This is a genomic window from Streptomyces sp. MGP-BFMKR1, from assembly GCF_057766585.1.
This window is the reverse complement of the sequence record NZ_CM173408.1, coordinates 4,976,365-5,001,988: the sequence shown is the minus strand read 5'-3', so window position 1 is coordinate 5,001,988 and position 25,624 is coordinate 4,976,365. Positions and strand designations below refer to the sequence as shown.

Below are 25,624 nucleotides of genomic sequence, written 5' to 3'. Positions count from 1 at the left end.
GTCGATGCGACCCCCCACACGCATACCCTCACCCTCAGCTCGTCCGCAGTTCACCGAGGCGTCAGCGCCGCCGGGAGCCCACGCCGGGGAGCCCGACGCCGACCCCCACCCGGCGCACGCCCCGGCGCGGGCCCGACCGGACGGGCCGGCGCCCCGCCCGTACAACCCGTACGCCGCACTCGCCGCGCTCGCCGACCCACCCCCGGACCCGGACCCGGACCGCGACCAGAGCCGGGGCCGGCGCCGGCGCCCCGGCCCCGACGAGCCCCACCCACCGGCCGACCCCGGCCACGGCGGCCACGGCGGCCACGGCCACAATCCCCACCCCTACCGCACCACCGGCCACCGCCACGAGTCCCGGCACGACTACGCGGCGGACCGCGCGGGCGAGACGTACGGGCCGCGCGGCCACGGCGAGCACCGCGAGCACACGCCCGCCGCCGAGCACGCGCCCGCCGCCGAGCCGGTGCCCGGCCCCGAGCCCGGCCCGTTCGCGTGGGCCGACGGGGAGCCGCTCGGCCTCGGGGGGCGGCTCGGGCTGCGGTCCGACGACAAGGACGACGAACCGTGGTCGCCGCCCAACCACCGCCGCGCCAAACGCGGACGCAGCCGCTTCGCGGCGGTGCCGCTGACCGCGAAGCTGCTGGTCGGCGTCGTGGTCTGCGCGCTCGTCCTCACCCTGGCCGACCGCTGCGCGGTCCTGTACGCCGAGCGCGAGGCGGCCGAGCGGCTGCGCGCGGACCTCGACCTGGCCGCCGCGCCCGAGGTGGAGATCCACGGGTTCCCGTTCCTCACCCAGGTCGCCCAGCAGCGCGTCGACCGGGTCGACGTCACCGTGCCCGACGTGGCCGCCGATCGCGTCTCGCTGGCCCGGGTGCACGCGACGGCCGAGGACATCGAGTTGAGCGGCGACTCACCGGCCGCCATCGACGGCGCCCTCATCGGCGCACTGCGCGGCGACGTCCTGCTCTCCTTCGACGACCTCGGCCGCGAACTCGGCGCCTCCCAGGTGCGCTACCGCAGGCTCGACGACAACGCCGTGCGCGCGGACGGCACGGTGCCGGTCGCGGGGCAGATGCTGCGCGTACGGGCCGACGCGCGCCTCCAGCGGGACGGCGGCCGTGGCGTCTCCACGCAGATCAGCAACATGCTGCTCGACGTCCCCGAGGTGGCCAGCTACCGGCCGGGCCCGGACGCCGGGCTGCGGCTGCACCGGCCGGCCGCCGAACGGATCGTCCGCGACGCCGCGAAGGCGCGCGCCCTGCTGTCCGTGCCCGCGATCGCCGACCGGATCGGCGTCCCGCAGCGCCGCGTCGACCAGGCGCTGCGCAGCGACGCGCGGTTGACCGAACTCGTCGGCGCGCCGCGCTTCGTCCAGCTCCTGATGGGCGTCAACCTGGTGGACGTCGTACGGGACCACCCGTGGCTCCTGGAGAAGCTGGGCCTGGACCCGAAGCTGCTGACAGCGCTCACCGCGCTGCGGCTGCCCGAACTGTCCGAGCGCCTCGCGCTCTCCTTCCACCTGCCGAAGCAGGCGCGTGACGTGCGGCTATGCGACGTCGTCGTCCGCGCGGACGGCATCCACGCCCAACTGACGGGAAAAAGCCTGCCGTTCGGCGCTGCGCGCGAGCGCTAGCCCGCCGCCGGTCACTTGGGTGGGGCCGGTGGGGCCGCCGCGCGTGGCGGCGCCCCGCCGGCCCCACCCCGTCCCGGCGCGCCCCGCCACGCCGCCGAAATGCCGTGGACGGCCGGCGCCGCCCCCGGGCACGATGGCGACCGCCAACCCGGGGAGTACACCGTGCCGACGGACGACGTGGACGTGTTCGTACGGACCGAGCGGCTGACGCTGCGCCGGTTCACCGCCGCCGACGTGGAGAACCTGGTGGCGTTGGACAGCGACCCACGGGTGATGCGGTTCCTCACCGGCGAGCCGACGCCGCGCGCGGTGATCGAGAACGAGGTGCTGCCGAAGATCCTGCTCGACTACCGCCTCGGCCCGGCCGGCCGCTGGGCCGCCGTCGAGCGGGCCACCGGGTCCTTCCTGGGGTGGCTGAGCCTCCAGCCCCCGGCCGACGGCAGCGTCACGGACGTCGAACTCGGCTACCGGCTCAAGGCGTCGACCTGGGGCCGGGGATTGGCCACCGAGGGGGCCCGGGCGCTGATCGACAAGGGGTTCGCCGAACTCGGCGTCCAGCGCGTGTGGGCCGAGACCATGGCGGTCAACACCGCCTCGCGACGCGTCATGGAGAAGGCCGGCCTGCGCTACGTCCGCACCTTCCATGTGCACTTCGACGACCCGCTCCCGGGCACCGAGCACGGTGAGGTCGAGTACGAGCTGCGCCGGGCCGACTGGGCCGCACGGCGGGCGGTCACGGCCGAACCGGCGGCCGACGCGTCAGGCTGAGCGCGGGCGAAGGGGCTCGGGGTCGCCGATGGCCCCGCGTCAGTCGGTCGGGGCCGCGCCCGCGTCGAGCAGGGTCGTACGGGAGGCCAGGGCGCGGGCCGAGTCGGCGAAGAACTGCTCGTCGGCGCCGTGGGCCAGGCCGAGGACGACGCCCTGGGTGAGCCCGACGAACAACGCCCGCAACGCGGTGACCAGCCGCTGCGCCTGCCGCTCCGTCACGGCCCCGCCGGCGTGCGCCCGGCCGGTGAACAGCGCGACCAGTCGGCGTTCCTGGGTCCGGATGGACTCGGCGAGGCGGGAGCCCAGCTCGCGGTCGTGCACGGCCATGTCGAGCAGGGTGATCTGCAACGACAGCTCCGACCTGGCGGCGGGGTCGTCGGAGCCGCGCCGGTAGTACCGGGCGAAGGCGTCGACCGCCGCCAGGAGATCCAGGTCCGCCGGGACCGCCTGCTCGATCTCCGCGTAACTCGGCTGGAGGTAGTCGGTGACCAGGGCCGCCACCAGGCCCCCCTTGCTGCCGAACAGGGAGTAGACGGCGCCGGTCGTCAGGCCGGCCAGCTCGGCGATCTCGTCGAGCCTGGCCCGGTACCCGTCGCGGGAGACGACCTGGAGGGCGGCGTCCAGCAGGGCGCGGCGGTTGTCTTCCTTGGCCTGCTCTCTCGTCTTTCTCATAACTCCATTATCCTCATAACGAAGTTACGAACGTGGCACCTGGCCCAGGCAGTGGAGAGGGACGCTCATGACGCAGGCCCGAACTGTGACATCGACGGCGGAGCGCCACTGGGCGGGGATCATCGCCGACGGGGTCTTCAAGGTGGTGCTCGGCGCCGGCTTCGCCATCGGCGCCACCCGCCTCGACGCCCCACTCGGCGTGCCCGTCTGGCTGCTGGTGACCACCGGCGTCGCGCTGCTGATCGGCGGCGGGATCGAGCTGCGGTACGTACGCGGGCGCCCGGCCCGTACCTACATCCGGCTCATGATCGGCTACGACGGCGGCTGGGCGCTGGCCACGCTCGCCGGCCTGCTGGTGGCGTGGCGGGGCGGCACGGCCGGGGGCGAGGTCTGGCTCGGGTACCAGGTGGCCGCCCCCCTCGTGCTCGCCGCGCTCCTGGTGGCCGCAGCGCCCGCACGGCCGGACGCGCGGCCCGCCACCCACTGACGGCCGGAGCCCCGCCGCCCACCAGCGGGCGGGCCCGGCCCCGACCGGGCCCGCCCCCACCGGGCTCGCCTCACCCGGCCCCGACCGGGCCCGACCACACCGAATCCGCCCTACCCGGCCCCGACCAGGCCGGGTCCGCCCGTACCGGTCAACCCGCACCAGGCCCGACCGGCCCAGCCGACTCGCTCGTCCCACCCGTCCCACCCGACCCACCCGACCCAGCCGTCCCGGGCGGGGGCTCCTCGGGTGGGGGGTGGGGGGCGCCGGGCAGGCGGACGAAGGCCACCGTGCCGCCGCCGTCGGCCGGCCGCAGGGACACCTCGCCGCCCGCGCGCTGCACCGTACGGGCCACGATCGACAGGCCGAGGCCCGAGCCCGGCATGCTGCGGGCCGACGGGGAGCGCCAGAACCGGTCGAAGACGTGCGGCAGTTCGTCGGCCGGGATGCCCGGGCCGTGGTCCCGCACGGTCAGCACGCCGTCGTGCAGTACCACGTCGACGGTGCCGCCGGGCGGGCTGAACTTCACCGCGTTGTCCAGCAGGTTGATCACGGCCCGTTCCAGCGTGGCGGGCTCGGCCGGCACGTACCAGGGCGCGAGCCGCGCCGTGATCCGCACGTCCTTGCCGCGCAGCCGGGCCCGCTCCACCGCCGCGCCCGCCGCCTCGTGCAGGGCGGCGACCGGGGGCGGGCCGCTGCCGGGCGGGGCGTCGGCGCGGTTGAGTTCCTGGAGGTCGCCGATGAGCGAGGCCAACTCGGTCATCTGCGCCTTCACGCTGGCCAGCAGCTCCCTGCGGTCCTCGGGCGGCAGCGCGCGGCCCGTCTCCTCGCTGCGGGCGAGCAGTTCGACGTTCATCCGCAGCGAGGTGAGCGGGGTGCGCAGCTCGTGCCCGGCGTCCGCGATGAGCTGCTGCTGCCGGTCGCGGGACGAGGCGAGGGCGGCGGTCATCGAGTTGAACGAGCGCGAGAGCCGGGCGATCTCGTCCCGGCCCTCCACCGGGATGGTGGTGGCCAGGTCCTCGGTGCGGGCGATGTGCTCGACGGCCCCGGTCAGCCGGTCCACCGGGCGCAGCCCGGCCCGGGCGACGGCGAGGCCCGCGGTCGCCGCGCCGAGCACGCCGATCCCGGCGACCACCGCGAGGACCAGGGCCAGCGTGCTCAGCGCGCTGTTGGTCTCGGCCAGCGGCCGGGACATGGACACGGCGAACACGGTGTCGCCGACCGCGTAGTTCTTGGTGAGCACCCGCACCGGCGCGCCCCGGTCGGTCCGGCCGTCCCGCAGCACCTCGTCGTTCAACCCGCGGGCGACGTGGATGTCCTCGTTGTCGACCTTCACCGGCTTGGAGCCCGGGCCCACGCACCGGCCGCCGTTCGGCCCCACCGTCTGGACGTACACCAGGCTCGGCCCGGCGTCCCGGCTCGGCTCGGGCTCGCCCTGCGGGCAGCGCTCCAGGGTGGCCTGGAGGTAGGAGGGTTTGACCTCAAGGCCGCTCAGCGAGTTGTCGATCTCGTCGCGGAGCTGCTCGCGCGTGATCACCCAGCAGGCGACGGCGGACAGCGCGACCGCGAACGCCACCGCCAGCGCGGTGAGCAGCGCGAGCCGCGAGCGCAACGGCAGCCGGGTACGCCACGACCGCCGCCCCCCGACGTGCGGCGCCGCCGTACTGCCGGCCGGCGGGGACGGGCTCGGGGTCCGGGTCGAGTCGTACGGAGCGGCGGGGCCGGGGCCGGCGGGCTGGTGCGGGGGGTGCGCCGGGGGCGGCGGCGGGACGCTCACGCGCCGGCCCCGCGCTCGGGGCCGTGCCGGTGGACCTGGCCCTGGCCGTGACCGTGGTCGTCGGCGCGCAGCACGTAGCCGACGCCGCGCACGGTGTGCACCAACCGCTGCTCGCCGCCCGCCTCGGTCTTGCGCCGCAGGTACATCACGTACACGTCGAGCGAGTTGGACGACGGCTCGAAGTCGAAGCCCCAGACCGCCTTGAGGATCTGTTCCCGGGTGAGCACCTGGCGCGGGTGGGCCAGGAAGAGTTCGAGAAGGGTGAACTCGGTACGGGTCAGCTCCACCCGCCGCCCGCCCCGGCTGACCTCCCGCGTCGCCAGGTCCATCCGCAGGTCGGCGAATTCCAGCACCTGGCCCGCGTCCGGCTCGGCCGCCCCGCCGGCGGCGGCGGTCGCGTACGAGCTGCGCCGCAGCAGGGCCCGGATGCGGGCCAACAGCTCGTCCAGCTCGAACGGCTTGACCAGGTAGTCGTCGGCCCCCGCGTCCAGACCCGTGACCCGGTCCCCCACCGTGTCGCGCGCCGTCAGCATGAGGATCGGCACGGTCACCCGGGCGGCGCGCAGCCGTCTGGCCGCCGTCAGCCCGTCCATCCGGGGCATCAGCACGTCCAGCACGATCAACTCCGGCGCGCAGCCCTCGGCCTTCTCCAACGCGTCGAGCCCGTCCACGGCCTCGACGACCTCGTACCCCTCGAACGCCAGGCTGCGCCGCAGCGCCCCGCGGACGGCGGGCTCGTCATCGACGACGAGGATGCGGGCGGGGCCGGGACGCTCACCGTGCTCGGCGGGACTCATCGACGCTCTTCCTTCGCGGTGACGGGCGCGGAACGCGCGGCCCGCCCACGAGCGGGGCGGGCGGGTGGTGGCTTACGGGTGGCTCATGGGTGACCTACGGGCGGAACGGGACGGATGCCCCACGGGGAGCGTACGCAGGGGCGCGCGCAGCGCGCCGACAGTCGAGCCGAGAGGCCCCTGCCGGGCAGCCGGTCCACCGCCGGCCCCGCCCGTGGTCGCGGGGCCCCGCACAGGCAGGCGCACGGCCCGCCGCGCCGGACGGACCACCCCCCACGGGGGCCCACCCGGCGGACGAGGCCGTGCGCCTCGGCCGGTTCGCTCCGGCTACCGCCGCCGGCGTGCTGGTTCGCTCCGACCACCGCCGGCTCACCGGTTCGCTCCGGCTACCGCCGACTGCCCGGTGCGGGCGGCCTCACACGTTGGTGCCGCCGCCGCGCAACGCGTTCAGGTCCTGCTTGACCGTCTCGCTCGGGATGGCGAAGCCGAGCCCGACACTGCCGCCCGAGCCGCCCGCCGACGCGGGCGAGGAGATGGCCGAGTTGATGCCGATGACCTCGCCCTTCATGTTGATGAGGGCGCCGCCGGAGTTGCCGTGGTTGAGCGAGGCGTCGGTCTGGATGGCCCGGTAGCTGGTCTTGGACTGGCCCACGTCACCGTTGTACTCGCGGCCCTCGAACTCGAACGGCCAGCCCCCGTCACCTCGCGGCCCCGGCTGCTGCCCCTCGTCGCTGGCCACCGTCACCTCGCGGTCGAGCGCGGAGACGATGCCGCTGGTGACCGTGCCCGTCAGCCCCTCGGGCGAACCGATGGCCACCACCTCGTCGCCCACCTTGACCGCCTTGGAGTCGCCGAGCTTGGCGGCGCGCAGCCCACTGGCGTCCGCCACCTTGATGAGCGCGAGGTCCTTGGACGCGTCGGCGCCCACCAGCGACGCCTTCTTCTTCGTGCCGTCGCTCAGGGTCACGGTGATGTCCTGGGAGCCGGCGACGACGTGGTTGTTGGTGACGATCTCGCCGTCCTCCGAGATGATCACCCCGGAGCCGAGCGACTGCCCCTGGTTCGTACCCGCCGTGATCTCCACGATGCTGGGCGCGAGCGCCTTCGCCACCTCGGTGACGCTCCCCACGGCCCCGTCCTTGGCCCCCGCGCTCACCACCGGCGCCGCCGACGTACTACTCGACCCCCCGTCGTGCCGGCTCCCGACGAACGCGCCGGTCGCCCCCGCCACCACCGCCGACACCAGCGCGACCGCCGCGAGCAACACCCCGGTCCGCCGCCCGCGCGACCTCCCCGGCCCGGCCCCGTGCGCCCCGCCGTGCGGGGCGTCCGGGCCGAACGTGGCGTACGGCCCGGTCGCGGCGGTCCCGTTGCCGCCACCGCCCGCGTGCCCGCCACCCGGCCACATCCGCACGCCGGACGCGGTGGTCACCGCACCGGCCGGCTCGTACGCCGGGGCGGCCGGCGGCACGGGCGCCGCAGGCGCCACCGGCGGCCCGGGAGCGTGCGCGGGCGGCGGGGGCGGCGTCGCGCCGCCCGCACCGGTTGTCGCGTACGGGTACCCCGAACTGTCCGCCGACGCGGCGGAGGAAGCGGAGCCTGCTACGGGGGCGGGGCCTGCGATGTCGCCGTCGCGGCGGAGGTTCTCGGTCATGGCTACGACTGTGCTGGGCGTTTATGAGAACTCTCTGAGACCGGCCTGAGAAGGCCGACAGAAGCGCGTAGGGCGGGTGTAAACGCGGGGCCGGGGCGCGCCCCGGCTGTCCCCCGGGGGACAGGAGTCGCTTCCTGCCAGACTGGCCGCATGCAGGACAACTACTTCTCGCTGACCCGCGTCCGGCTGCGGCACTACCGGAGCATCGCGGCGGCCGACGTCGAGCTGGGCCGGTTGCTGCTGCTCGTCGGCCCGAACGGAGCGGGCAAGAGCAACTTCCTCGACGCGTTGCGGCTCCTCTCCGAGTCCTTGCAGACCTCACTCGACCAGGCCCTCCGCAGCCGCGGCGGGGTGACGGAGGTGTGTCGCCGGACCGCCGGTCACCCGGCGCGCTTCGCCGTCGACCTGGAGTTCCGGGCGCCGGACTTCCACGGTGAGTACGGCTTCGAGGTGGCCGCTGTGGAAGGTGGCGGCTTCCGGGTCGCCCGCGAACACTGCCACGTCTGGCACGGCGTACGGTCTGACCCGGAGGAGGGCCGCCCGGCCGCCAGCTTCCGCGTCGTGGACGGCGAGATGACGCACACGACCGAGGCCGTCATGCCCCCGGTCGGCGAGCAGCGTCTCACCCTCGTGACGGCCGCCGGCCTCGAACCGTTCAGACCCGTGTACGACGGCCTCGCGGGCATCAGCGTGTTCAGCCTCAACCCGGACGTGATGCGTCAGCCCCAGACGCCGGATTCCGGAGAGTTCCTGCACCGCGACGGCTCCAACACCGCCAGCGTCCTGCACCGCCTCCAGCGCAGCGGCCGGGGCCGCGCCAATCAGGCCCGCATCGAGGAGTACCTGCAACAGATCGTCCCCGGCATGCGCGGGGTGACCCGCGCCGAACTGGGCAACTGGGAGACGTTGGAATTCCTCCAGGACGCCCCGGGTGCCCAGAGCCCCTGGCGCTTCCAGGCGCAGTCCGTCTCCGACGGCACCCTCCGCGCGCTCGGCGTCCTCGTCTCCCTCTTCGCCGGCACCGGCAGCACGCTCAGCACCATCGGCATCGAGGAACCGGAAAGCGCCCTGCACCCGGCCGCCGCCGGCGTACTCCTCGACGCGCTGCGCGACGCGAGCGAGCGCCGGCAGGTCATCGTCACCAGCCACAGCCCCGACCTGCTCGACCGCCACGACTTCGAACTCTCCGAACTACGGGCCGTCCGCGCCATCGACGGCGAGACCCGGATCGGCCCCCTGGACGAGGCAGGGGCCCTCGCCCTCCGCGAACACCTCTACACTCCGGGCGAACTACTGAGGAACGACCAGCTCTTGCCGGTTTAGGCGCGTTTCTTCGGAGGGGTACAGCGATAGCCCCCCGCCCCTGCCCGGGCCACCGTCGTGGAAGGCCGCAGTGAGGTTCATCGGTGCGCGAAGTCATCCGTTGCGTTGTCCTCATGCTGGAGTCCTGTTCTTCTGAGAGGAGTCACGCACGAGCCACAAGGAGGCGGAAGGTGCCAGAAAACGATTGGCAGCGTTCATCGTTCTGCGGCGGGGGCGGAAACAACTGCTTCGAGACGTCGTTGCAGGACGGCCTGATCCTGATGCGCGAGAGTCAGGCTCCCGAGGTCGTCATCAGCGCGACGCCGGAACAACTCGCCGCCTTCGTCCAAGGCGCCAAGGCGGGCGAGTTCGACCACCTCACCAACTAGCGCCCAACGCCCCCGCCGGCGCCCCGGTGGAGGCGAGCCACAACAGCCAGCCCGCCCCACCCCACGCCTTCGGGGACGGGCCGTCCTGTCGTGTCCGTGCGTCAGAGGTTCTGTGACGCACCGCCGCGCATCGCGGACGCCGGGCTCCGAGGAGCGCGCGGCACCGGTTGGTCGGGGTGGTCGAGCCAGACGTGCTGGCCCGTGCGGGTGACGGTGAGCCCGTAGCGGGTCCGCGCCGGCCGGCCGGCGGCCGCCCACCACTGGTACGCGTGCTCCACCTCGGCCCACAGGCGCCGGGGTCCGCGCTGCGTCACCTCGTACGCGTCCGCGCCGGGGGCGACGTCCACGCTGGCCCACGATCCGGTGGCCGCGTCCGCCAGCCAGAGCGTCCACTCCGTGGGGTCCCGCGGGTCGTACCCCACGGTGCTGCGACAGTCCACCATGACGCTGACGGCGTGGAGTGCGTCGTCGTCACCGAACGAGTCGTGCGGGTCCAACCGTGTCTGCGAGGTCGTTTCGCCGCCGCCGCTGGCGTGCACGGTGGCCATGACGTCCCGGTGCGCCGGGGCCTGGGCTCGCATCCACATGAACGCGCTGTCGTCCACGACCGGGCCCCACGCGACCAGCTCGCCCGACACCGAGCGGACGGTGAGGCGCAGCAGTACACCGTTGCGTAGGGCGGTTCCCCACGGGGTCACGATCACCGCGCCCGGGGCGGCCTGTTCGACCCACGCGTAGGGCACCTGGTGGACCGCGCAGGTGGCGATGATCCGGTCGTATGGGGCGTCCGGTGGCCACCCGCCTTCCCCGTCGGCGGTGATCACTGTCGGGTCGAGCCCCTGCGCGGCGAGTGCCGACCGGGCCCGCCGCGTGAGGTCCGGGTCGATGTCCACCGTGGTCACTCGCCGGCTCCCCAGGCGGTGCGCGAGCAGCGCGGCGTTGTAGCCGGTGCCGGTTCCGATCTCCAGCACCCGGCTGGTCTCCTCGGGGGCCAGTTCCCGCAGCATGGTGGCCACGACGCGGGGCATGCTCGCGGAACTGGTCGGCACCCGTTCCGCGCCCGGGCCGTCCGTCATCTGTGTCACCAGGGCGGTGTCGGAGTGGGCCAGGGCCTCCCACCGCTCCGGATCATCCGTACGGGAGCACGGGGTCCAGCCGTCCCCGTCGCGGGTCCAGATCAGGTCGGGCAGGAAGCGGCGCCGGTCCACGGCCGTGACGGCCTCCCGCCACTCGTCCGCCAACACCCCGGCGGCGTCGAGCTCTCCGACCAGGGCCGGCGTGGTCATTTCTTGGGCTGGGGTGGTGGGGGCGCGGCCGGTGGGATGGGTTTGTCGGGCTTGTGGCCGTCGCTCTCGGCGGTGTCCGGCTTGCCTCCATGCTTGCCCATGGCGTCCTCCATCGTGGGTCGAAGTCGTCGTGCTGCGGCCAGGCGGGTTCCGTGGCCGGTCCGTCAAGGAACTCTGGTCAGTGGGAGCCGGCGGCGAGCGGGCGCGCACAGCCATCGTGCCCCGCACCTCGTCACACCACGCCGTCTCGGCCCGCCGACTCATCGAGCACGAACCACACCCGCTTGCGGGAGTGTTCGCAGTTGGACGGCCAGGTGACGCCCCACTCGGCGCACAGGTGCTGGACGAGCAGCAGGCCGCGCCCCCGTTCCTCGTAGGTGACGCCGTCGCGGCCCGGGGCGGGGTGCCGGTCCCAGGCTTCGTCCCAGACGGCGACCCGTACGCGACCGGGGTGCAGCGTGACGTCGAGGTACACCAGTGACGTGTGGGTGTGGCGGTGCACGTTCGTGATGACCTCGCTCACGCATACGCGGGCGTCGTCGGCGACGATCCCGTGCCCGGTGGTGACCAGGAGCGTGGTGACGAGGTGGCGCAGGATCCTGGGCGCGAGGTCCGAGTTCGGCACGACGAAACGGGCCGTCGTCGCCGCTTTGAGCGGTGGTGGTGCGGTCTGGCTCATGTCGATGTCTCCCAACGTCCCAGCGTGACGTGAGCGCCGGCTGCACGGCCGTCCGTGGCTCTGGCCATCCCCCGGGGAGCCCTCAACGGGCGTGCGGATGACTGCACTTCGGGTCTTCCCGGCGTGCTGGCGCGGTGTGTGACGTGACCGTAGGGTGCAATCATGCTCCGTAGCAAGGTAGTCGCTCAGAGTTAGCCCTACTGGGTGGACCGTGGCACCGTTACGCGCAAGACTGTGAGCGGACAGGGAAGGAACGCATGCCGCCGAGGGACAGCCCAACTGCTCGCCAGGCACGGCTTGGTGGCGAGCTACGCAAGCTGCGAGACCGAGCCGGAAAGACCGCCCGCGAGGCGGCGGGGATGATCTCCACCGACCAGGCCAAGATCAGCAACATCGAGGCCGGTCGCATCGGCGTGAGCGATGCGCGAATTCGCAAACTCGCGGTTTTCTACGCCTGCGACGACGAGCCCCTCATCGAGGCGTTGTGCGCCATCGCACGCGAACACCGCGGCCAGCACTGGTGGGACGAGTACCGGGGTGTCCTCGCGCCCGGTTTCCTGGATATCGCGGAACTCGAACACCACGCGACGGCCCTGCGCTGCCTGCAACCGGTGACGTTCCCCGGAATACTCCAGACCGAGGATTACGCGCACGCGCTGTTCGCCGGCGTCATCCCGCGACTCCCCGAGGACGAGGTACGGGCGAGGGTCGAGCACCGCATGCGTCGGCGCCGCGTCTTGGAGCGGGAGAACCCGCCGCAGTGCGAGGTGATCGTGCACGAGGCGGCCCTGCGCATGCGGGTGGGTGGACGCAAGGTCGCCCGCGCCCAACTCGAGTACGTGCTGACCGTCGCCGAGCGCCCCGGGCTGACCGTACAGGTGATCCCGTTCACCAACGACGAGTTCTTCGAGGTCGCGCAAACCGTGATGTACGCGAGTGGAGTCGTGCCCCAACTCGACACCGTTCATGTCGACAGCCACTACAAGGGCGCCTTCCTCGACATGCCCGCCGATCTGGATCGGTATCGCAGCCTGCTTGACGCCGCCAAGCGGGCCGCGCTCTCCCCGGAGGAGTCGCGCAGCCTCATTCACCACATCGCACGAGAATTGTGAGAGCAAGGAAATGACCAGCGAAATCAAGTGGCAGAAGTCGAGCAAGTCGACCGGCGGCGAGCAGTGCCTCGAACTCGCGGAAGACGCAGGCGAAATCCTCGTACGAGAGAGTGACGACCCGAACGTCATTCTCAAGACCACGCCCGTCAAACTCCGCGCCTTCATCCAGGGCGTCAAGGCCGGCGAGTTCGACCACTTCGCCGGCTAACGCCCAGCGCACAGGACGCCACCGCGCGCCCTCCGCCTGAACCAGGCGGGGGGCGCGCGCATATGCCAGTACGCATGCATGCTCCGGAGCAGTCTTGCTCTCTCGCTCGACGTAGCGCTACGGTCGCGGTGCGTCGCCGCCGCAGGTCGATTCCCCCGTACGACCACACCTCAGGCGGCGCGCGACTCCCCCGTTTTCGCGCAGCAATGGGGGGAGTTCCTCAAAAGTGCCCTCACCCGTCGCTCCCCGTCGACGGGTGAGGGCAACCTTGCGCCCCAGGCTGGGCGCCCCATCCCACCCGGCGATAGGACACCCCCGTGAGCCCCACCCCCTTCGACGCCGCCCGCCCCCACCTGCCCGCCCTGGTCGAGCGGCTACAGAAGGACGCGGCCATCCGCTCCGCGCGCTGGGCCGAGGCGTTCGCGGACGTACCCCGGCACGTGTTCGTACCGCGCTGGTACGAGAGGGAGACCGACTCCCGAGGCATCACGGCCTGGCGAGCGCAACACACCATCGCCGCAGGCGAGTTGGCCAACATCTACCGAGACGTCACCCTCGTCACCGCGCTCGACCCGAACACCGCCGAACAGGTCGACACCGGCGCCTGGACCGGCGTCCCCACCTCCTCCAGCACCCAACCCAGCCTGATGGCCGGCATGTTGGAGGACCTCCACCTCCAGGACGGGCAGCGGGTGCTGGAGGTCGGTACCGGCACCGGCTACAACGCGGCGCTGCTCTGCGCCCGCCTCGGCGACCACCTCGTGCACTCCGTCGACATCGACCCCGACCTCGTCTGTGCCGCCCGCGAACGCCTGCTCACCCTCGGCTTCGCGCCGGACCTCGTCGCGGGGGACGGCCGGGCCGGGCACCCCGCCGGCCGGCGGTTCGACCGCACCATCGCCACCTGCTCGGTGCGCCGCCACCTGCCGGCCGCGTGGATCGAGCAGAGCAACCCCGACGCGGTCATCGTCGCCGACGTGGCCCTGGGCATCGAGGGCGGGCTCGTACGCGTCAGCGTCGACGCCGCCGGGCGCGCGTACGGGCACTTCACGCAGACCAGCGGCCGGTTCATGGCCGCCCGCGACCACGCCACCACCTACCCGGCGCCGCAGCCGCGCGCCCCGTACGCCGCCGAGACCGTCACCCGCACGACCACGGTCGTCGCGGCCGACGTGCGCAACCACTACCCCTTCCGGCTGCTCCTCGCCCTCGAACTGCCGGAGGCCGAACTCGTCCACCACCACGACGACGACGGGAACACCGCCCTCCAGCTCCAGACCCCGGACGGCACCTGGGTCCGCGCCCCGCTGACCGACGACGGCAGCGTCACGTACGCCGGCGAGCGCGATCTGTGGCGTACGGTCGAGGCCGCCTGGCGGTGGTGGCACGAGCAGGGGCGGCCGAGCCAGGACCGGTTCGGCTACGCCCGCGAGCCCGACGGGGCGACCCGCGTCTGGCACATCCCCACGGGGCGACGCTGGGACCTGTGACCCCACAGACCGGCCCGGGGCTGGCAACCACTCCCCACAGCGCCAGGCCCCTTCGGCGCCGCCGGGCGCCGAACCCGCTACCCGCGGACCGCGCCCGCTCAGCCGCACCCGCAGGAGCGCCGCACCACCAGCGCCGACGGGAACTGCTTCAGCCGCTCGCGGCGTGAGCCCGCCACCCGGAGGCTGTCGTCCAGGACCAGGTCGACCGCCGCGCGGGCCATCGCGGGGCGGTCGGAGCCGACCGTGGTCAGCGGCGGGTCGGTGAGGCCGGCCTCCTTCACGTCGTCGAAGCCGGCCACGGCCAGCTCGCCGGGGACGTCGATGCGCAGTTCGCGGGCGGCCCGCAGGACGCCGATGGCCTGGTCGTCGGTGGAGCAGAACACCGCGGGCGGCCGGTTCGGGCCGGCCAGCAGGTCGAGCGCCACCTCGTACGCGTCGTAGCGGTTGTAGGGGGCCTGGAAGAGGCGGCCCTCGGTGGAGCGGCCGGCCTCCAGCATCGCGCGCCGCCACCCCTCGATGTGGTCGGTGACCGGGTCGCCGACCGACGGGGTCTCCTCCGTACCGCCTATGCAGGCCACGTACGGGTGGCCGTGCTCAAGGAGGTGGCGCACGGCGAGTTGGGCGCCGCCCACGTCGTCCAGGACGACGGCCACGTCGTCGATGGCCTCGGGCCGCTCGTGCATCAGCACCACGCGCGCGTCCCACGCCTCGATCTCGGCCGCCGCGTTCTCGCTCAGGCCCTGGCTGATGAGGATCAGCCCGGAGACCCGCATCCCGAGGAAGGCGCGCAGGTAGTGCACCTCGCGCTCGTCCAGGTAGTCGGAGTTGCCGACCAGGACCATCTTGCCGCGCTCGGCGGCGGCCTGTTCGACGGCGTGCGCCATCTCGCCGAAGAACGGCTGCCGGGCGTCGGGCACGATGAGCCCTATGAGGTCGGTACGGCGGGACGCCATCGCCTGCGCGACGCGGTCCGGCCGGTAGCCCAGCTCCTTGATCGCTGCGAGTACCCGCTCGCGCGTGGCCGGGGCGACCGGCCTTGGTCCGTTGTTGATGACATAGCTGACGACCGCGGTCGACGTCCCCGCAAGCCGTGCTACATCATCCCGCGTCACCTTGGCCACGCGCGGAAGTCTACGCGGGTCCCCCTAGCCGTTTACCCGGCGTGCGACCCCTGCTTTCGCTCCGTCGGCCGCGCGAGAGCGACCATCGACCGCGTCGCGGGGGTTTGTCCCCTTCGCACCGTGGGCACCGCCGGCACCATCCGTACCGCCCTCGCCCGGGGTCGCCGCCTTCGTGCTCTCCGCGGCGCGTTCTGCGGCGCGCTCGACCTTCTCCGGTACGACGAAGCGGTAGCCCACGTTGCGTACGGTGCCGATCAGCGACTCGTGCTCGGGGCCGAGCTTGGCGCGCAGCCGCCGCACGTGCACGTCCACGGTCCGGGTACCGCCGAAGTAGTCGTAGCCCCACACCTCCTGGAGCAACTGGGCCCGCGTGAAGACCCGGCCCGGGTGCTGGGCCAGGTACTTGAGCAGCTCGAACTCCTTGAAGGTCAGGTCCAGGACCCGGCCCTTGAGCTTGGCGCTGTACGTCGCCTCGTCCACCGACAGGTCACCGTTGCGGATCTCCATCGGGCTGTCGTCGCTCACGATCTGCTGGCGGCCCATCGCGAGCCGCAGCCGCGCCTCGACCTCCGCCGGGCCCGCCGTGTCGAGCAGCACGTCGTCCACGCCCCAGTCGGCGGTGACGGCGGCCAGCCCGCCCTCGGTGACCACGAGCAGCAGCGGACAGCCGGGGCCGGTGGAGCGCAGGAGCTGACACAGGCTGCGTACGTGGGGCAGGTCACGGCGGCCGTCGATGAGGATCACGTCGGCGCCCGGGGTGTCCACCAGGGCCGGTCCCTCGGCCGGCGCGACCCGTACGCCGTGCAGCAGCAGGCCGAGGGCGGGGAGCACCTCCGTTGAGGGTTGGAGCGCGTTGGTCAGCAGAAGCAGTGAGCTCATCCGCGACCACCTGCCCCGCTGCCGCTGGTCGTCACCCTGCACGCCCTGCCCGTGCCGTTGTGCTCGTGCTCGCTTGCCTTGCCCATGACGTCGGTTCCTCCTCGGTCCCTGCGTGGGGCACCACCCAGGAGCGGCCTGGGGGATTTCGCGGCCTTGCTTCGTACGGTGGCGATCAGCCGGGGGTGCGTGGCTGAAAGCACAAAAGGACCTGGGGGCTGCTTTGCCCAGGTCCTCTGCCCAGCAGGATAGCCCAATCGCCGGCCAGGCCCGCGGCCGAATGTGCACCTTCCGTTGTTCCCTCGGTCACGCGACGGCCCACGCAAACGCCCAGCGACGGGCCGCGCGGGGGACATTTCCGGGGATTCACGGGCAAGACGCACCCGCCCTGGCCACGCCCCGAATCCGCCCCGCCACCGGGCCCGCCGCGTACGCCGGGTGCCGTGGCGCCCGGCGCCCGCGAGCAGGGCGGGCCCGGCCGAGCGGTACGGGGACCGGGTCCCGCCCGGCCCGGCTACGCAGCGCGGCGTGGGCCGTACGGGGCGTGCGGGCCGGGAGGGAAAATCAGCCGCCGCGACGAGCTGAGGCGCGAGGGGCGCATCGTTGCGTGCGCGCACTTTTCTGGAACGCGGGTCTTGCCATCGTCCGTACGGGTGGGTTAAAGGCGAGCGCACGGGGCTCGGCGCCGTCGCCGCCTCACAGCGCGTCGGCCAGCTCCCGGAGCAGCCGCCGCTTGGGGCGGGCGCCCACCATCGACGCCACGGGCTCACCGTCCCGGAAGAGCATCAGCGTGGGCATCGCCAGCACCCCGTACGCGGCGGTGGTCGTCGGGCTGGTGTCCACGTCGAGCTGGACGACCCTGATCCGGCCGGCCTCCTCGGCCGCGACCGCGCTCAGCACCGGCGCGATCTGCCGGCACGGCGGGCACCAGTCGGCGGTGAACTCCACCAGGACCGGCAGCGTCGCCGTCAGCACCTCGTCCGCGAAGGTCGCGTCCGTCACCTCGTCCACACCCTCGGCCTTGATCATCGCCGTCTCCCTCTCGTCGTTTTCGCGTTCCCGCGTTTCCACGTTGCCGCGTTCCCGCGTCCCCTGGTCCCGTCAGCCCGTCAGCCCATGAGTTCGCACCGTGGCGCGGGGCCGTCCGACAGCAGGGCCTCGGCCTGCGACAACTGCGCGGCGACCTGCTCGCGCACCGACCGCAACTGGGCCACGATCCCGTCGAGTTCGGCGAGCTTGCGCCGGTAGACCGCGAGCGAGGCGGGACACGCGTCGCCGGCCGGGTGCCCGGCGCGCAGGCACTCCACGAAGGGCCTGGTCTCCTCCAGGCCGAACCCGAAGTCCTGCAGCGTGCGGATCTGCCGCACCAGCCGCAGGTCGTCGTCGCCGTACACGCGGTGGCCGTTGCCGCCGCGCCGGGCGGGCAGCAGCCCGCGGGTCTCGTAGTAGCGCAGCGTCCGGGTGCTTACGCCCGCCCGCTCCGCGAGTTCGCCGATGCGCATGGCCCTGACGCTAGAGGTTGACGCCGACGTCAAGGCAAGGTCCGGGCGACGGCCCAGTGCGGGGGGCACGGGCGATGGTCGAGTGCGACGAGCCCGGCCGGGCGGGTGCTCGGCCGGGCCGCCGGTCAGCCGCCGAGGGCCGGCTGTGGTGCGGCGGACGCGGACTCCTCGCCGGCGAACTGGGCCGCGTACAGCCGGGCGTACGCGCCCCGCGCCGCCAGCAGCGACGCGTGCGTGCCCTGCTCCACGATCGCGCCCGCCTCCATCACCAGGATCAGGTCCGCGTCCCGGATGGTGGAGAGACGGTGGGCGATGACGAAGCTGGTGCGGCCGGTGCGCAGCGACGCCATCGCCTGTTGGATCAGCACCTCGGTCCGGGTGTCGACGGAGCTGGTCGCCTCGTCCAGGACCAGGATCGCCGGCTCGGCCAGGAACGCGCGGGCGATGGTGATGAGCTGCTTCTCGCCGACGCTGACGCCCCCGCCCTCCTCGTCGATGACCGTGTCGTAGCCGTCCGGCAGGGTGCGGACGAAGCGGTCCACGTGGGTGGCCCTGGCCGCCGCCACGACCTTGTCCATGGGCAGGCCCTCGGGCGCGCCGTAGGCGATGTTCTCCGCGATGGTGCCGCCGAACAGCCAGGTGTCCTGGAGCACCATGCCGATGTGCGAGCGCAGTTCCTCGCGCGGCAGGGTGGAGATGTCGACCCCGTCCAGGGTGATCCGCCCGCCGCTGACCTCGTAGAACCGCATCAACAGGTTGACCAGGGTGGTCTTGCCGGCGCCGGTCGGGCCGACGATGGCGACCGTCTGGCCGGGCCGCACCGTCAGCGACAGGTCCTCGATCAGTGGCGTGTCGCTCGCGTAGCGGAAGCTGACCCGCTCGAAGGCGACCTCGCCGCGCACCGGGCGGGCCGCGCGGCGGGAGTGCTCCGCCCGCTCGGCCTCGGGTCGTACGGGGTCCCCCGCCTCCGGTCGTACGGGCTCAGCTCGCTCGGCCTCCGGTCGTACGGGAGTCCCGGACTCGGGTCGTACGGGGGCGGCGTCGGGGCGCTCCTCGTCCGCGTCGAGGAGTTCGAAGACCCGCTCGGCGGAGGCGACGCCCGACTGCACCAGGTTGGCCATGCTCGCCACCTGCGTGAGCGGCTGGCTGAACTGCCGCGAGTACTGCACGAACGCCTGCACGTCACCGATCGACAGCGAGCCGCTGGCCACCCGGAGCCCGCCGACGACGGCGACGAGCACGTAGTTCAGGTTGCCGATGAACATCATCGCGGGCTGGATGATCCCCGAGATGAACTGGGCCCGGAAGCTGGACGCGTACAGCCGCTCGTTCTCCGCGCGGAAGACCTCCGCCGACTCCCGCTGCCGGCCGAAGACCTTGACCAGGTCGTGGCCGGTGTACATCTCCTCCACGTGCGCGTTGAGGGTGCCGGTGGTCTTCCACTGGGCCACGAACTCCGGCTGCGCGCGCTTGCCGATCCGGGTCGCGACGACCACCGAGACCGGCACCGTGACCAGGGCCACGAGCGCGAGCAGCGGGGATATCCAGAACATCATCGCCAGCACGCCCACGATGGTCAGCAGCGAGGCGATGATCTGGCTGGATGTCTGCTGGAGGGTCTGCCCGACGTTGTCGATGTCGTTGGTGGCGCGGCTGAGCACCTCGCCGCGCGGCTGCCGGTCGAAGTAGCTCAGCGGCAGCCGGGCCAGCTTCTCCTCGACCTCGGTACGCAGTCGGAAGACCGTGCGCTGCACGACGTACGTGGCGATCCTGGCCTGCGCGAAGGCGCCGATGCCGGCCACCACGTAGATCGCCAGCACCCACAGCAACGTCACCCCGACCGCGTCGAAGTCGATGCCCTGGCCCGGGACGACGTCCATCGCGGCGACCACGTCGGCCACCGTCCCGTCGCCGCCCTCGCGCAGCCGCTGAACGGCCTCCGCCTTGGTCTGCCCCTCCTGGAGCTGCCGGCCGACGACGCCGGCGAAGATCAGGTCGGTGGCGTGGCCGAGGAGCTTGGGGCCGATGACGTACATGGCGATGCTCACCACGGCCAGCGACACGACCGCGACGATGCTCGGCTTCTCGGGCCGCAGCATGGCGAGCAACCGGCGGCTCGACCCCGCGAAGTCCATGGTGCGCTCGGTGGGCTGGCCGCCCATGAACCGCGCGACCCCGACGCCGGGCCCCGGCCCGCGCGGCGCGGCCTTGGCCTTGGGGGTTCCCTGGCCGCTGGCGTCCCTGGTGCCCTTGGTGCCCTTGGTGTCCCTGGTGTCCCTGGTGTCCTTCGACAGGGCGGCGGCGGTCGGCGGCTTTGGCGCCTCCGGGTCGGACTCGGTGGGGCTCATGCCGCCTCCTGCTCGGTGAGCTGGGAGAGGACGATCTCCCGGTAGGTCTCGTTCGAGGCCATCAGCTCGGTGTGGGTTCCGGTGCCGACGACCCGGCCCTCGTCCAGGACGACGATCTGGTCGGCGTCCCGGATGGTGGCCACCCGCTGCGCGACGATGATCACCGTCGCGTCGGCGACCTCGCGGGCGAGCGCGGCGCGCAGCCGGGCGTCGGTGGCGTAGTCGAGCGCGGAGAACGAGTCGTCGAAGAGGTAGATCCGTGGCGCGCCCACCAGCGCCCGCGCGATGGCCAGCCGCTGCCGCTGTCCGCCGGAGACGTTGCCGCCGCCCTGCGCGATGGGCGCGTCCAGGCCCCCGTCGAGCGCCGCGACGAACTCGCGGGCCTGCGCGACCTCCAGGGCGTGCCACAACTGCTCGTCGGTGGCGTCCGGGTTGCCGTACCGCAGGTTGGAGGCGACGGTCCCGCTGAACAGGTACGGCTTCTGCGGTACGAGCCCGACCCGGGAGCCGGCCTGTTCCGGGTCGAGGTCGCGGACGTCCTGCCCGTCGATCAGCACGCTGCCGCCGGTCGCGTCGAACAGCCGTGGGACCAGGCCGATGAGCGTGGACTTGCCGCTGCCGGTGCTGCCGATGAGGGCGGTGGTGCGGCCGGGTCTGGCGGTGAGCGAGATGTCCCGCAGCACCGGCTCCTCCGCGCCGGGGTAGCGGAACTCGACGCCGCGCAGCTCCAGCTCGCCGCGCTGGTCGAGTGGGGTGACGGGGTCGACCGGGTGCGCCGGGGGTACGACGCTGCTCTCGGTGTCCAGCACCTCCTGAATGCGCTCGGCGCACACCTCGGCCCGGGGGATCATCATGAGCATGAAGGTGCCCATCATCACGGCGGTCAGGATCTGCATCAGGTAGGAGAGGAAGGCCGTCAGGGCGCCGATCTGCATGCCGCCGTCGTCGATGCGCTGGCCGCCGAACCAGACCACGGCGACGCTGGAGACGTTGACGACCAGCAGCACCAGCGGGAACAGCAACGACATCAGCCGGCCGGCGCGCAGCGAGACGTTCATCAGCTCGGTGTTGGCACCGGCGAACCGCTCGCGCTCGTACGCGTCGCGGACGAAGGCGCGGATGACCCGGATACCGGCGATCTGCTCGCGCAGCACCCGGTTCACCCGGTCCACGCTCTTCTGCACGCCCCGGAAGGCGAGCCGCATCCGGCGTACGACCAGCGTGACGATCACGCCCAGGACCGGCACGATGACCAGCAGCAGCGCGGAGAGCGGCACGTCCTGGTTGAGCGCCATCACGATGCCGCCGACGCACATGATCGGCACCGTCACCATGAGCGTGAACGTCATCAGGCACAGCGTCTGCACCTGCTGCACGTCGTTGGTGGTCCGGGTGATGAGCGAGGGCGCGCCGAAGTGCCCCAGCTCACGGGCGGAGAAGGACTGCACGCGGTCGAAGACGGCGGCGCGTACGTCGCGGCCGAGCGCCATGGCGGTGCGGGCGCTGAAGTAGACGGCGCCGATCGCGCAGACCATCTGGAGCAGGGTCACGGCGAGCATGACGCCGCCGACGCGCAGGATGTAGTCCGTGTCGCCCTTGACGACACCGTTGTCAATGATGTCGGCGTTCAGGGTCGGCAGATAGAGGGTGGCCAGGGTCTGGATGAACTGGAGCGCCACGATCGCGGCGATCGGGCGCGTATGGGGCCGCAGATACGCCCGCAATAGTCGGACCAACACATCGCGCACCCTACGGGGAGGGCCACGCGCCCTGCCCTTGAGTTTCGGCCCGGGGCCAGGTGGAAGGTGGCGGGGCGGGCCTCGCGGCGCGGGAGCGTACGGGCCGTGCGGGGGGCGGGGCGGACGACGGGTGCGGGCGACGGGTGCGGGCGGGCGGCGGCGAAGGGGTCGGGCGCGAGGCGTCATGATGGAGGGCGGCACGCGCCCGGCGCGCTGGCGGGCCCGGCCCGCGCGGGGGCGGGCGAGCGGCGACGACGAGCACGCCGCGAAGGACACGGACGAGAAGAGGAGTCCCATGGCGGCAACGGACACGGTGGCCCCGCCGACCGGGACCATCCGGTACTGGGCGGCGGCCAAGGCGGCGGCCGGCACCGCGGAGGAGCCGTACGCCGCGCACACGCTCGCCGACGCGCTCGCCGCGGCCCGCGACCGGCACCGCGCGGAGCCGGAGTTCGCCCGGGTGCTGCTGCGCTGCTCGTTCCTGATCGACGGCGACCCCGTCGGCACCCGCGACCACCACGCGGTCCAACTGGCGGACGGCGGCACGGTCGAGGTGCTCCCCCCGTTCGCGGGAGGGTGAGCCCCAGGCCATGAGCGACCAGCCACACGATCCCCAGCAGCCGTACGAGGGCGCCGGCTACCCGCCGCCGCACGAGGGCTACCCGCCGCACGCCCCGCAGCAGCCGTACCCGCCCTACGACCCGGCGCCCGCCGACCACGCGGACCAGCGGCACCCGGCGGCCCCCGCCCCCGACCCGTACGCCCAGCAGCCCGGCTACGGGGCACAGCCCGGCTACCTGGAGCACCCGGGCTACGGCGGACACGACGCGCAGGCCGGGTACGGGGCGCAGGCGGGCTACCCGGCGCAGCCCGGGCACGACCACGGCCACGGGCAGCAGGCCGGTGACGGGCCCCAGGCCGGATACGGAACGCAGCCCGGCTACGGTCACGGGCCGGGGTCCCAGGCCGGCTACGGCGCCCCGCAGGGCGCGGGCGACCCCGGCCAGGGCGGCTACGCGGCCTACCCGAACGAGCCGGTCTGGCCCAGCTACGACGACGAGCCCACCGCCTACCCGCCGCGGCAGCCCCACCCCACGCACCACCAGAACGCCCCCGGCGGCTACCCGCCGAACGGCGGCTACCCGGCCCCCGCCGCGCCCAACGGCCCCCAACCCCCGCCCAGGCAACGGGAGTTCGGCGACCCCGCGCAGGCACCGGCCGGCCAGCCGTGGCAACAGCCCCACCCGGGCTACGGCGAAACGGCTTCGATCCACCAGGCCCACCCGAACCAGCCGCACCACCCGAACCAGCCGCACCACCAGGCCCACCCATCGCAGCACGCGCCCTACGCGCCCGGGGCGGGCGCCCCGGCGCACGGGTACGGCGCCGACCCGTACGGCCAGAGCCAGCCGTACGCGCAGAGCCAGCCGTACGCGCAGAGCCAGCCGTACGCACAGAGCCAGCCGTACGGCCAGGGCTACCAGGACCAGCAGGCGCACCAGGGCCAGCAGGGGCACCAAGACCACCAGGGATACCCGGGTCAGCAAGGACACCAGAACCACCAAGGGCACCAGGCCCCCGCCGCGTACGCCCCGTACGAGGGCGCTCCGCAGCACGCGGCCCCCGCTGCGGACCCGCACGGCGGCGGCGGTCGCGACGGCGGTGCCCCGGGCGGCGGCGACACGGCGACCGAAGCGCCGGCCGGTGCGTCGACCGAAGCGTCGGCCGATCCGCCCGCCGCCGCGCCGATGACCGCGGCGGAGAAGGCGCGGGCCGAGGGCCGGCCGCAGATTCTCGGGCCCGGGCTCCAGCCCGCGCTGCTGACCGCCGTGCTGGCCGGGCTGCTCGCGGTGGCCGCGCCGGTGGCGGAGCCGGCGCTCGCGGTGGCCGTGGTGCTGTTGCAGGCGGTCACGGCGGCGGGCTGGTTCCGGCTGAACGGCATGTGGCCCGCGCGGCAGGGCATCGCGCTCGCCTTCCTCGGCGGCGTCGCGGCCGACATCGGGCTGCTGGCCACCGACCGGGACCAGGCGCCCACCGTGCTCATCGGCACCCTCGGCTGCTGGCTGCTGCTGGTGATCGTGCTCCAGTTGCGCAACCTCAGCCCGCCCGACGAGCGGCTGTACGGGCTGACCGCCACCGCGACCTCGGCGGCGCTCGCCGTGGTCGCGGCCGGGTACCTGGCCACCGACGCGGACCCGGTCGTGATCGGCGCGGCCGGCGTGGGCATCGCCGCACTCGCCCGCGCGCTGCCGCTGCCGGGCGCCGTCTCCGTGCTCCTGGCGCTGGCCGCGTCGGGCGGCGCCGGCTTCGCCGTCGGGCGCGCCACCGACTTCGGCACGTCCGGCGCGGCCCTCGGGCTGGCCGCCGGGGCGTGCGCGCTGATCGGACTGCGGGTGGCCAGCTACGACTACCCGTCGCGGTTCGTGCACCTCACGGCCGGCGTCGCGCTGCCGCTCACGGCCGCGGCCCCGGCGGTCTACCTGCTCGGCCGGACCCTCGGCTGACCCGCACGCCCCCCGGGGGCCGGCCGGGAGTGTGGACCGGCGGCCCCGGGGGGATCCGGGGCGTCGGGCGGGCGAAGGCCGCGCGACGGGTGCGGAAACCGGCCGAACTTCGACAGAACGGCCCTCGGATACGAGCGAACGTTCGGCCGATTTCGGACGCGTGCGGCTAGGCTCACAGCCTCAAGCACAGACCTGACCGAGACCCTGGGGGGCGAAGCATGTCGGACGCGGCGCATACGGACGCAGCGAGCAGGGGCGGCCCGGGCGGCGCGCCGTACCACCAGGGAGCCGGTGGCTATGGCGGCGGATACGACGCCTACGGACCCGGGCAGCCCGCGGGCGGCCACGGCGGTGACGACGACTACGACGACCGCGCGGCCCCGCCGCCCCGCCGCCGCCGACGCGGGCGCGGCCTGCGGGTTCTGCTGATCCTCCTGGTGATCCTGGGCGGGCTGTTCGTCGCCGCCGACCGGATCGCGGTCAACGTCGTGGAGTCCGAGGCGGCCAAGAAGATCAAGAGCAAGGAGAACCTGACCGGCACCCCCGAGGTGTCGATCAAGGGCTTCCCTTTCCTCACCCAGGTGGTCAGTAAGAAGTTCGACGAGATCGAGGTGACCTTCGACGGGCTGACCAGCGAGGAGAACGGCCGGGCCATCCGCATCACCGAGATGAAGGCCACCATGCGCGACGTCAAGGTGTCCGACAACTTCTCCTCCGCCGTCGCCGACCACGCCGTCGGCCGGGCCCACGTCAGCTACGCGGACCTCTCCAAGGCCGCCGGCCCCGGCATCACCGTGGGCTACGCCGGCAAGGACGACACCGGCAAGAGCCGGGTGAAGATCAGCGGCGGACTGCTCGGCTTCAAGATCAGCGCGTACGGGACGGTGAGCGTGGTCAACGGCGACACGATCCGGCTGCGCGCCGACAAGATCCCCGCCGGCGCGGTGCCGGGCTGGGAGGACAAGGTCCGCGAGCGGACCGACATCGACCGCAAGGTGGACGGCCTGCCGGCCGGCCTGGGGCTCAAGGCGATCGAGACCACCCCCGAGGGCGTGGACATCGAGGCCGAGGGCCACGCGGTCGAGCTGACGGGCTGACGCCCTGACGAGATGCCGCGCTGACGGGATGCCGCGCCGGCCGCGCCGATGGGCTGCCGCACTGGCGGGATGACGTGCCGGCGCGGTGACGCGCCGGCGGGCTGACCGGGTGCCGGGCCGATCGTCTTCGGGCGCGGCCCGGCACCGGCCGTTCGGGCCCGTCCACGCACTGAGACAGCCGAGTCC

General features: G+C 73.4%; 23 protein-coding genes. 11 read left to right on the top strand and 12 right to left on the bottom strand.

Features of this window, described 5'->3' with window-relative positions; genetic code table 11:
* The first annotated feature begins 4 nt into the window (after positions 1 to 4).
* Together AC3CHW_RS19650 and AC3CHW_RS19645 are read left to right on the top strand one after the other, a co-directional pair.
* Positions 5 to 1,636, top strand: a complete 1,632-nt coding sequence (locus AC3CHW_RS19650; RefSeq protein WP_488467315.1) for an LmeA family phospholipid-binding protein — start codon at positions 5 to 7, stop codon at positions 1,634 to 1,636.
* Positions 1,637 to 1,798: 162 nt separating this feature from the next.
* Complete coding sequence (locus tag AC3CHW_RS19645; protein WP_488467314.1) at positions 1,799 to 2,404, top strand: GNAT family N-acetyltransferase; 606 nt, start codon at positions 1,799 to 1,801, stop codon at positions 2,402 to 2,404.
* 39 nt (positions 2,405 to 2,443) lie between these two features.
* On the opposite strand, the gene AC3CHW_RS19640 is transcribed toward AC3CHW_RS19645, so the two are convergent.
* Positions 2,444 to 3,076 (bottom strand): TetR/AcrR family transcriptional regulator, encoded by a 633-nt coding sequence (locus AC3CHW_RS19640; protein ID WP_488467313.1) that lies wholly within the window; start codon positions 3,074 to 3,076, stop codon positions 2,444 to 2,446.
* Between the two features lie 67 nt (positions 3,077 to 3,143).
* Between AC3CHW_RS19640 and AC3CHW_RS19635 the strand changes: the two genes are divergently transcribed.
* On the top strand, positions 3,144 to 3,563 hold the full coding sequence (locus AC3CHW_RS19635; RefSeq protein WP_488467312.1) for a hypothetical protein: 420 nt from the start codon (positions 3,144 to 3,146) through the stop codon (positions 3,561 to 3,563).
* 148 nt (positions 3,564 to 3,711) lie between these two features.
* On the opposite strand, the gene AC3CHW_RS19630 is transcribed toward AC3CHW_RS19635, so the two are convergent.
* From AC3CHW_RS19630 to AC3CHW_RS19620, 3 genes are all read right to left on the bottom strand, one after another.
* Positions 3,712 to 5,178 (bottom strand): sensor histidine kinase, encoded by a 1,467-nt coding sequence (locus AC3CHW_RS19630; RefSeq protein WP_488471110.1) that lies wholly within the window; start codon positions 5,176 to 5,178, stop codon positions 3,712 to 3,714.
* 155 nt (positions 5,179 to 5,333) lie between these two features.
* Positions 5,334 to 6,134, bottom strand: a complete 801-nt coding sequence (locus AC3CHW_RS19625) for a response regulator transcription factor (protein WP_459248904.1) — start codon at positions 6,132 to 6,134, stop codon at positions 5,334 to 5,336.
* A gap of 412 nt (positions 6,135 to 6,546) precedes the next feature.
* Positions 6,547 to 7,785 (bottom strand): S1C family serine protease, encoded by a 1,239-nt coding sequence (locus tag AC3CHW_RS19620; protein ID WP_488467311.1) that lies wholly within the window; start codon positions 7,783 to 7,785, stop codon positions 6,547 to 6,549.
* Between the two features lie 150 nt (positions 7,786 to 7,935).
* Between AC3CHW_RS19620 and AC3CHW_RS19615 the strand changes: the two genes are divergently transcribed.
* Together AC3CHW_RS19615 and AC3CHW_RS19610 are read left to right on the top strand one after the other, a co-directional pair.
* Entirely contained in the window at positions 7,936 to 9,108 is a 1,173-nt protein-coding gene (locus AC3CHW_RS19615; RefSeq protein ID WP_488467310.1) for an AAA family ATPase, read from the top strand.
* Positions 9,109 to 9,278: 170 nt separating this feature from the next.
* The gene (locus tag AC3CHW_RS19610) at positions 9,279 to 9,476 is read left to right on the top strand and encodes a DUF397 domain-containing protein (RefSeq protein WP_488467309.1); all 198 of its coding nucleotides are present in this window, start codon (positions 9,279 to 9,281) and stop codon (positions 9,474 to 9,476) included.
* Between the two features lie 101 nt (positions 9,477 to 9,577).
* Here the strand turns inward: AC3CHW_RS19610 and AC3CHW_RS19605 are convergent, their stop codons facing one another.
* Entirely contained in the window at positions 9,578 to 10,762 is a 1,185-nt protein-coding gene (locus AC3CHW_RS19605; RefSeq protein ID WP_488467308.1) for a methyltransferase domain-containing protein, read from the bottom strand.
* A 232-nt stretch (positions 10,763 to 10,994) separates the two neighbouring features.
* Positions 10,995 to 11,441: an ATP-binding protein gene (locus AC3CHW_RS19600; protein WP_488467307.1), complete on the bottom strand. Its 447-nt coding sequence runs from the start codon at positions 11,439 to 11,441 to the stop codon at positions 10,995 to 10,997.
* A 257-nt stretch (positions 11,442 to 11,698) separates the two neighbouring features.
* Between AC3CHW_RS19600 and AC3CHW_RS19595 the strand changes: the two genes are divergently transcribed.
* From AC3CHW_RS19595 to AC3CHW_RS19585, 3 genes are all read left to right on the top strand, one after another.
* On the top strand, positions 11,699 to 12,553 hold the full coding sequence (locus tag AC3CHW_RS19595; RefSeq protein WP_398607658.1) for a helix-turn-helix domain-containing protein: 855 nt from the start codon (positions 11,699 to 11,701) through the stop codon (positions 12,551 to 12,553).
* Positions 12,554 to 12,563: 10 nt separating this feature from the next.
* A complete protein-coding gene (locus tag AC3CHW_RS19590; RefSeq protein ID WP_398607659.1) occupies positions 12,564 to 12,761 on the top strand; it encodes a DUF397 domain-containing protein in 198 nt (65 codons plus the stop codon).
* Positions 12,762 to 13,078: 317 nt separating this feature from the next.
* A complete protein-coding gene (locus AC3CHW_RS19585) occupies positions 13,079 to 14,251 on the top strand; it encodes a methyltransferase domain-containing protein (protein WP_488467306.1) in 1,173 nt (390 codons plus the stop codon).
* A gap of 98 nt (positions 14,252 to 14,349) precedes the next feature.
* Here the strand turns inward: AC3CHW_RS19585 and AC3CHW_RS19580 are convergent, their stop codons facing one another.
* The 6 genes from AC3CHW_RS19580 to AC3CHW_RS19555 all read right to left on the bottom strand — a co-directional run bounded on the left by AC3CHW_RS19580 (position 14,350) and on the right by AC3CHW_RS19555 (position 21,837).
* Complete coding sequence (locus tag AC3CHW_RS19580; protein WP_488467305.1) at positions 14,350 to 15,372, bottom strand: LacI family DNA-binding transcriptional regulator; 1,023 nt, start codon at positions 15,370 to 15,372, stop codon at positions 14,350 to 14,352.
* A 24-nt stretch (positions 15,373 to 15,396) separates the two neighbouring features.
* Positions 15,397 to 16,251, bottom strand: coding sequence for a winged helix-turn-helix transcriptional regulator (locus AC3CHW_RS19575; protein ID WP_398607662.1), 855 nt, complete (start codon positions 16,249 to 16,251; stop codon positions 15,397 to 15,399).
* A gap of 693 nt (positions 16,252 to 16,944) precedes the next feature.
* Positions 16,945 to 17,277, bottom strand: coding sequence for a thioredoxin (gene trxA / locus AC3CHW_RS19570; RefSeq protein WP_488467304.1), 333 nt, complete (start codon positions 17,275 to 17,277; stop codon positions 16,945 to 16,947).
* Positions 17,278 to 17,357: 80 nt separating this feature from the next.
* Positions 17,358 to 17,750, bottom strand: a complete 393-nt coding sequence (locus AC3CHW_RS19565; RefSeq protein WP_488467303.1) for a MerR family transcriptional regulator — start codon at positions 17,748 to 17,750, stop codon at positions 17,358 to 17,360.
* 125 nt (positions 17,751 to 17,875) lie between these two features.
* Entirely contained in the window at positions 17,876 to 19,912 is a 2,037-nt protein-coding gene (locus AC3CHW_RS19560) for an ABC transporter ATP-binding protein (RefSeq protein ID WP_488471109.1), read from the bottom strand.
* Between the two features lie 182 nt (positions 19,913 to 20,094).
* Complete coding sequence (locus tag AC3CHW_RS19555; RefSeq protein ID WP_488467302.1) at positions 20,095 to 21,837, bottom strand: ABC transporter ATP-binding protein; 1,743 nt, start codon at positions 21,835 to 21,837, stop codon at positions 20,095 to 20,097.
* A gap of 295 nt (positions 21,838 to 22,132) precedes the next feature.
* On the opposite strand from AC3CHW_RS19555, the gene AC3CHW_RS19550 reads away from it, so the two are divergent.
* The 3 genes from AC3CHW_RS19550 (at position 22,133) to AC3CHW_RS19540 (ending at position 25,438) form a co-directional block, all read left to right on the top strand.
* Complete coding sequence (locus AC3CHW_RS19550) at positions 22,133 to 22,417, top strand: MoaD/ThiS family protein (RefSeq protein ID WP_176162374.1); 285 nt, start codon at positions 22,133 to 22,135, stop codon at positions 22,415 to 22,417.
* Positions 22,418 to 22,427: 10 nt separating this feature from the next.
* The gene (locus AC3CHW_RS19545) at positions 22,428 to 24,341 is read left to right on the top strand and encodes a hypothetical protein (protein ID WP_488467301.1); all 1,914 of its coding nucleotides are present in this window, start codon (positions 22,428 to 22,430) and stop codon (positions 24,339 to 24,341) included.
* 218 nt (positions 24,342 to 24,559) lie between these two features.
* On the top strand, positions 24,560 to 25,438 hold the full coding sequence (locus tag AC3CHW_RS19540; protein WP_488467300.1) for an LmeA family phospholipid-binding protein: 879 nt from the start codon (positions 24,560 to 24,562) through the stop codon (positions 25,436 to 25,438).
* The last annotated feature ends 186 nt before the right edge of the window (positions 25,439 to 25,624 follow it).

Bases quoted from the DNA above. Each gene is read 5' to 3' on its own strand.
- AC3CHW_RS19650 (WP_488467315.1), top strand. From the start codon at position 5: ATGCGACCCCCCACACGCATACCCTCACCCTCAGCTCGTCCGCAGTTC.
- AC3CHW_RS19640 (WP_488467313.1), bottom strand. From the start codon at position 3,076: ATGAGAAAGACGAGAGAGCAGGCCAAGGAAGACAACCGCCGCGCCCTG.
- AC3CHW_RS19635 (WP_488467312.1), top strand. From the start codon at position 3,144: ATGACGCAGGCCCGAACTGTGACATCGACGGCGGAGCGCCACTGGGCG.
- AC3CHW_RS19625 (WP_459248904.1), bottom strand. From the start codon at position 6,134: ATGAGTCCCGCCGAGCACGGTGAGCGTCCCGGCCCCGCCCGCATCCTC.
- AC3CHW_RS19620 (WP_488467311.1), bottom strand. From the start codon at position 7,785: ATGACCGAGAACCTCCGCCGCGACGGCGACATCGCAGGCCCCGCCCCC.
- AC3CHW_RS19615 (WP_488467310.1), top strand. From the start codon at position 7,936: ATGCAGGACAACTACTTCTCGCTGACCCGCGTCCGGCTGCGGCACTAC.
- AC3CHW_RS19605 (WP_488467308.1), bottom strand. From the start codon at position 10,762: ATGACCACGCCGGCCCTGGTCGGAGAGCTCGACGCCGCCGGGGTGTTG.
- AC3CHW_RS19600 (WP_488467307.1), bottom strand. From the start codon at position 11,441: ATGAGCCAGACCGCACCACCACCGCTCAAAGCGGCGACGACGGCCCGT.
- AC3CHW_RS19595 (WP_398607658.1), top strand. From the start codon at position 11,699: ATGCCGCCGAGGGACAGCCCAACTGCTCGCCAGGCACGGCTTGGTGGC.
- AC3CHW_RS19590 (WP_398607659.1), top strand. From the start codon at position 12,564: ATGACCAGCGAAATCAAGTGGCAGAAGTCGAGCAAGTCGACCGGCGGC.
- AC3CHW_RS19575 (WP_398607662.1), bottom strand. From the start codon at position 16,251: ATGAGCTCACTGCTTCTGCTGACCAACGCGCTCCAACCCTCAACGGAG.
- trxA (WP_488467304.1), bottom strand. From the start codon at position 17,277: ATGATCAAGGCCGAGGGTGTGGACGAGGTGACGGACGCGACCTTCGCG.
- AC3CHW_RS19565 (WP_488467303.1), bottom strand. From the start codon at position 17,750: ATGCGCATCGGCGAACTCGCGGAGCGGGCGGGCGTAAGCACCCGGACG.
- AC3CHW_RS19560 (WP_488471109.1), bottom strand. From the start codon at position 19,912: ATGGGCGGCCAGCCCACCGAGCGCACCATGGACTTCGCGGGGTCGAGC.
- AC3CHW_RS19550 (WP_176162374.1), top strand. From the start codon at position 22,133: ATGGCGGCAACGGACACGGTGGCCCCGCCGACCGGGACCATCCGGTAC.
- AC3CHW_RS19545 (WP_488467301.1), top strand. From the start codon at position 22,428: ATGAGCGACCAGCCACACGATCCCCAGCAGCCGTACGAGGGCGCCGGC.
- AC3CHW_RS19540 (WP_488467300.1), top strand. From the start codon at position 24,560: ATGTCGGACGCGGCGCATACGGACGCAGCGAGCAGGGGCGGCCCGGGC.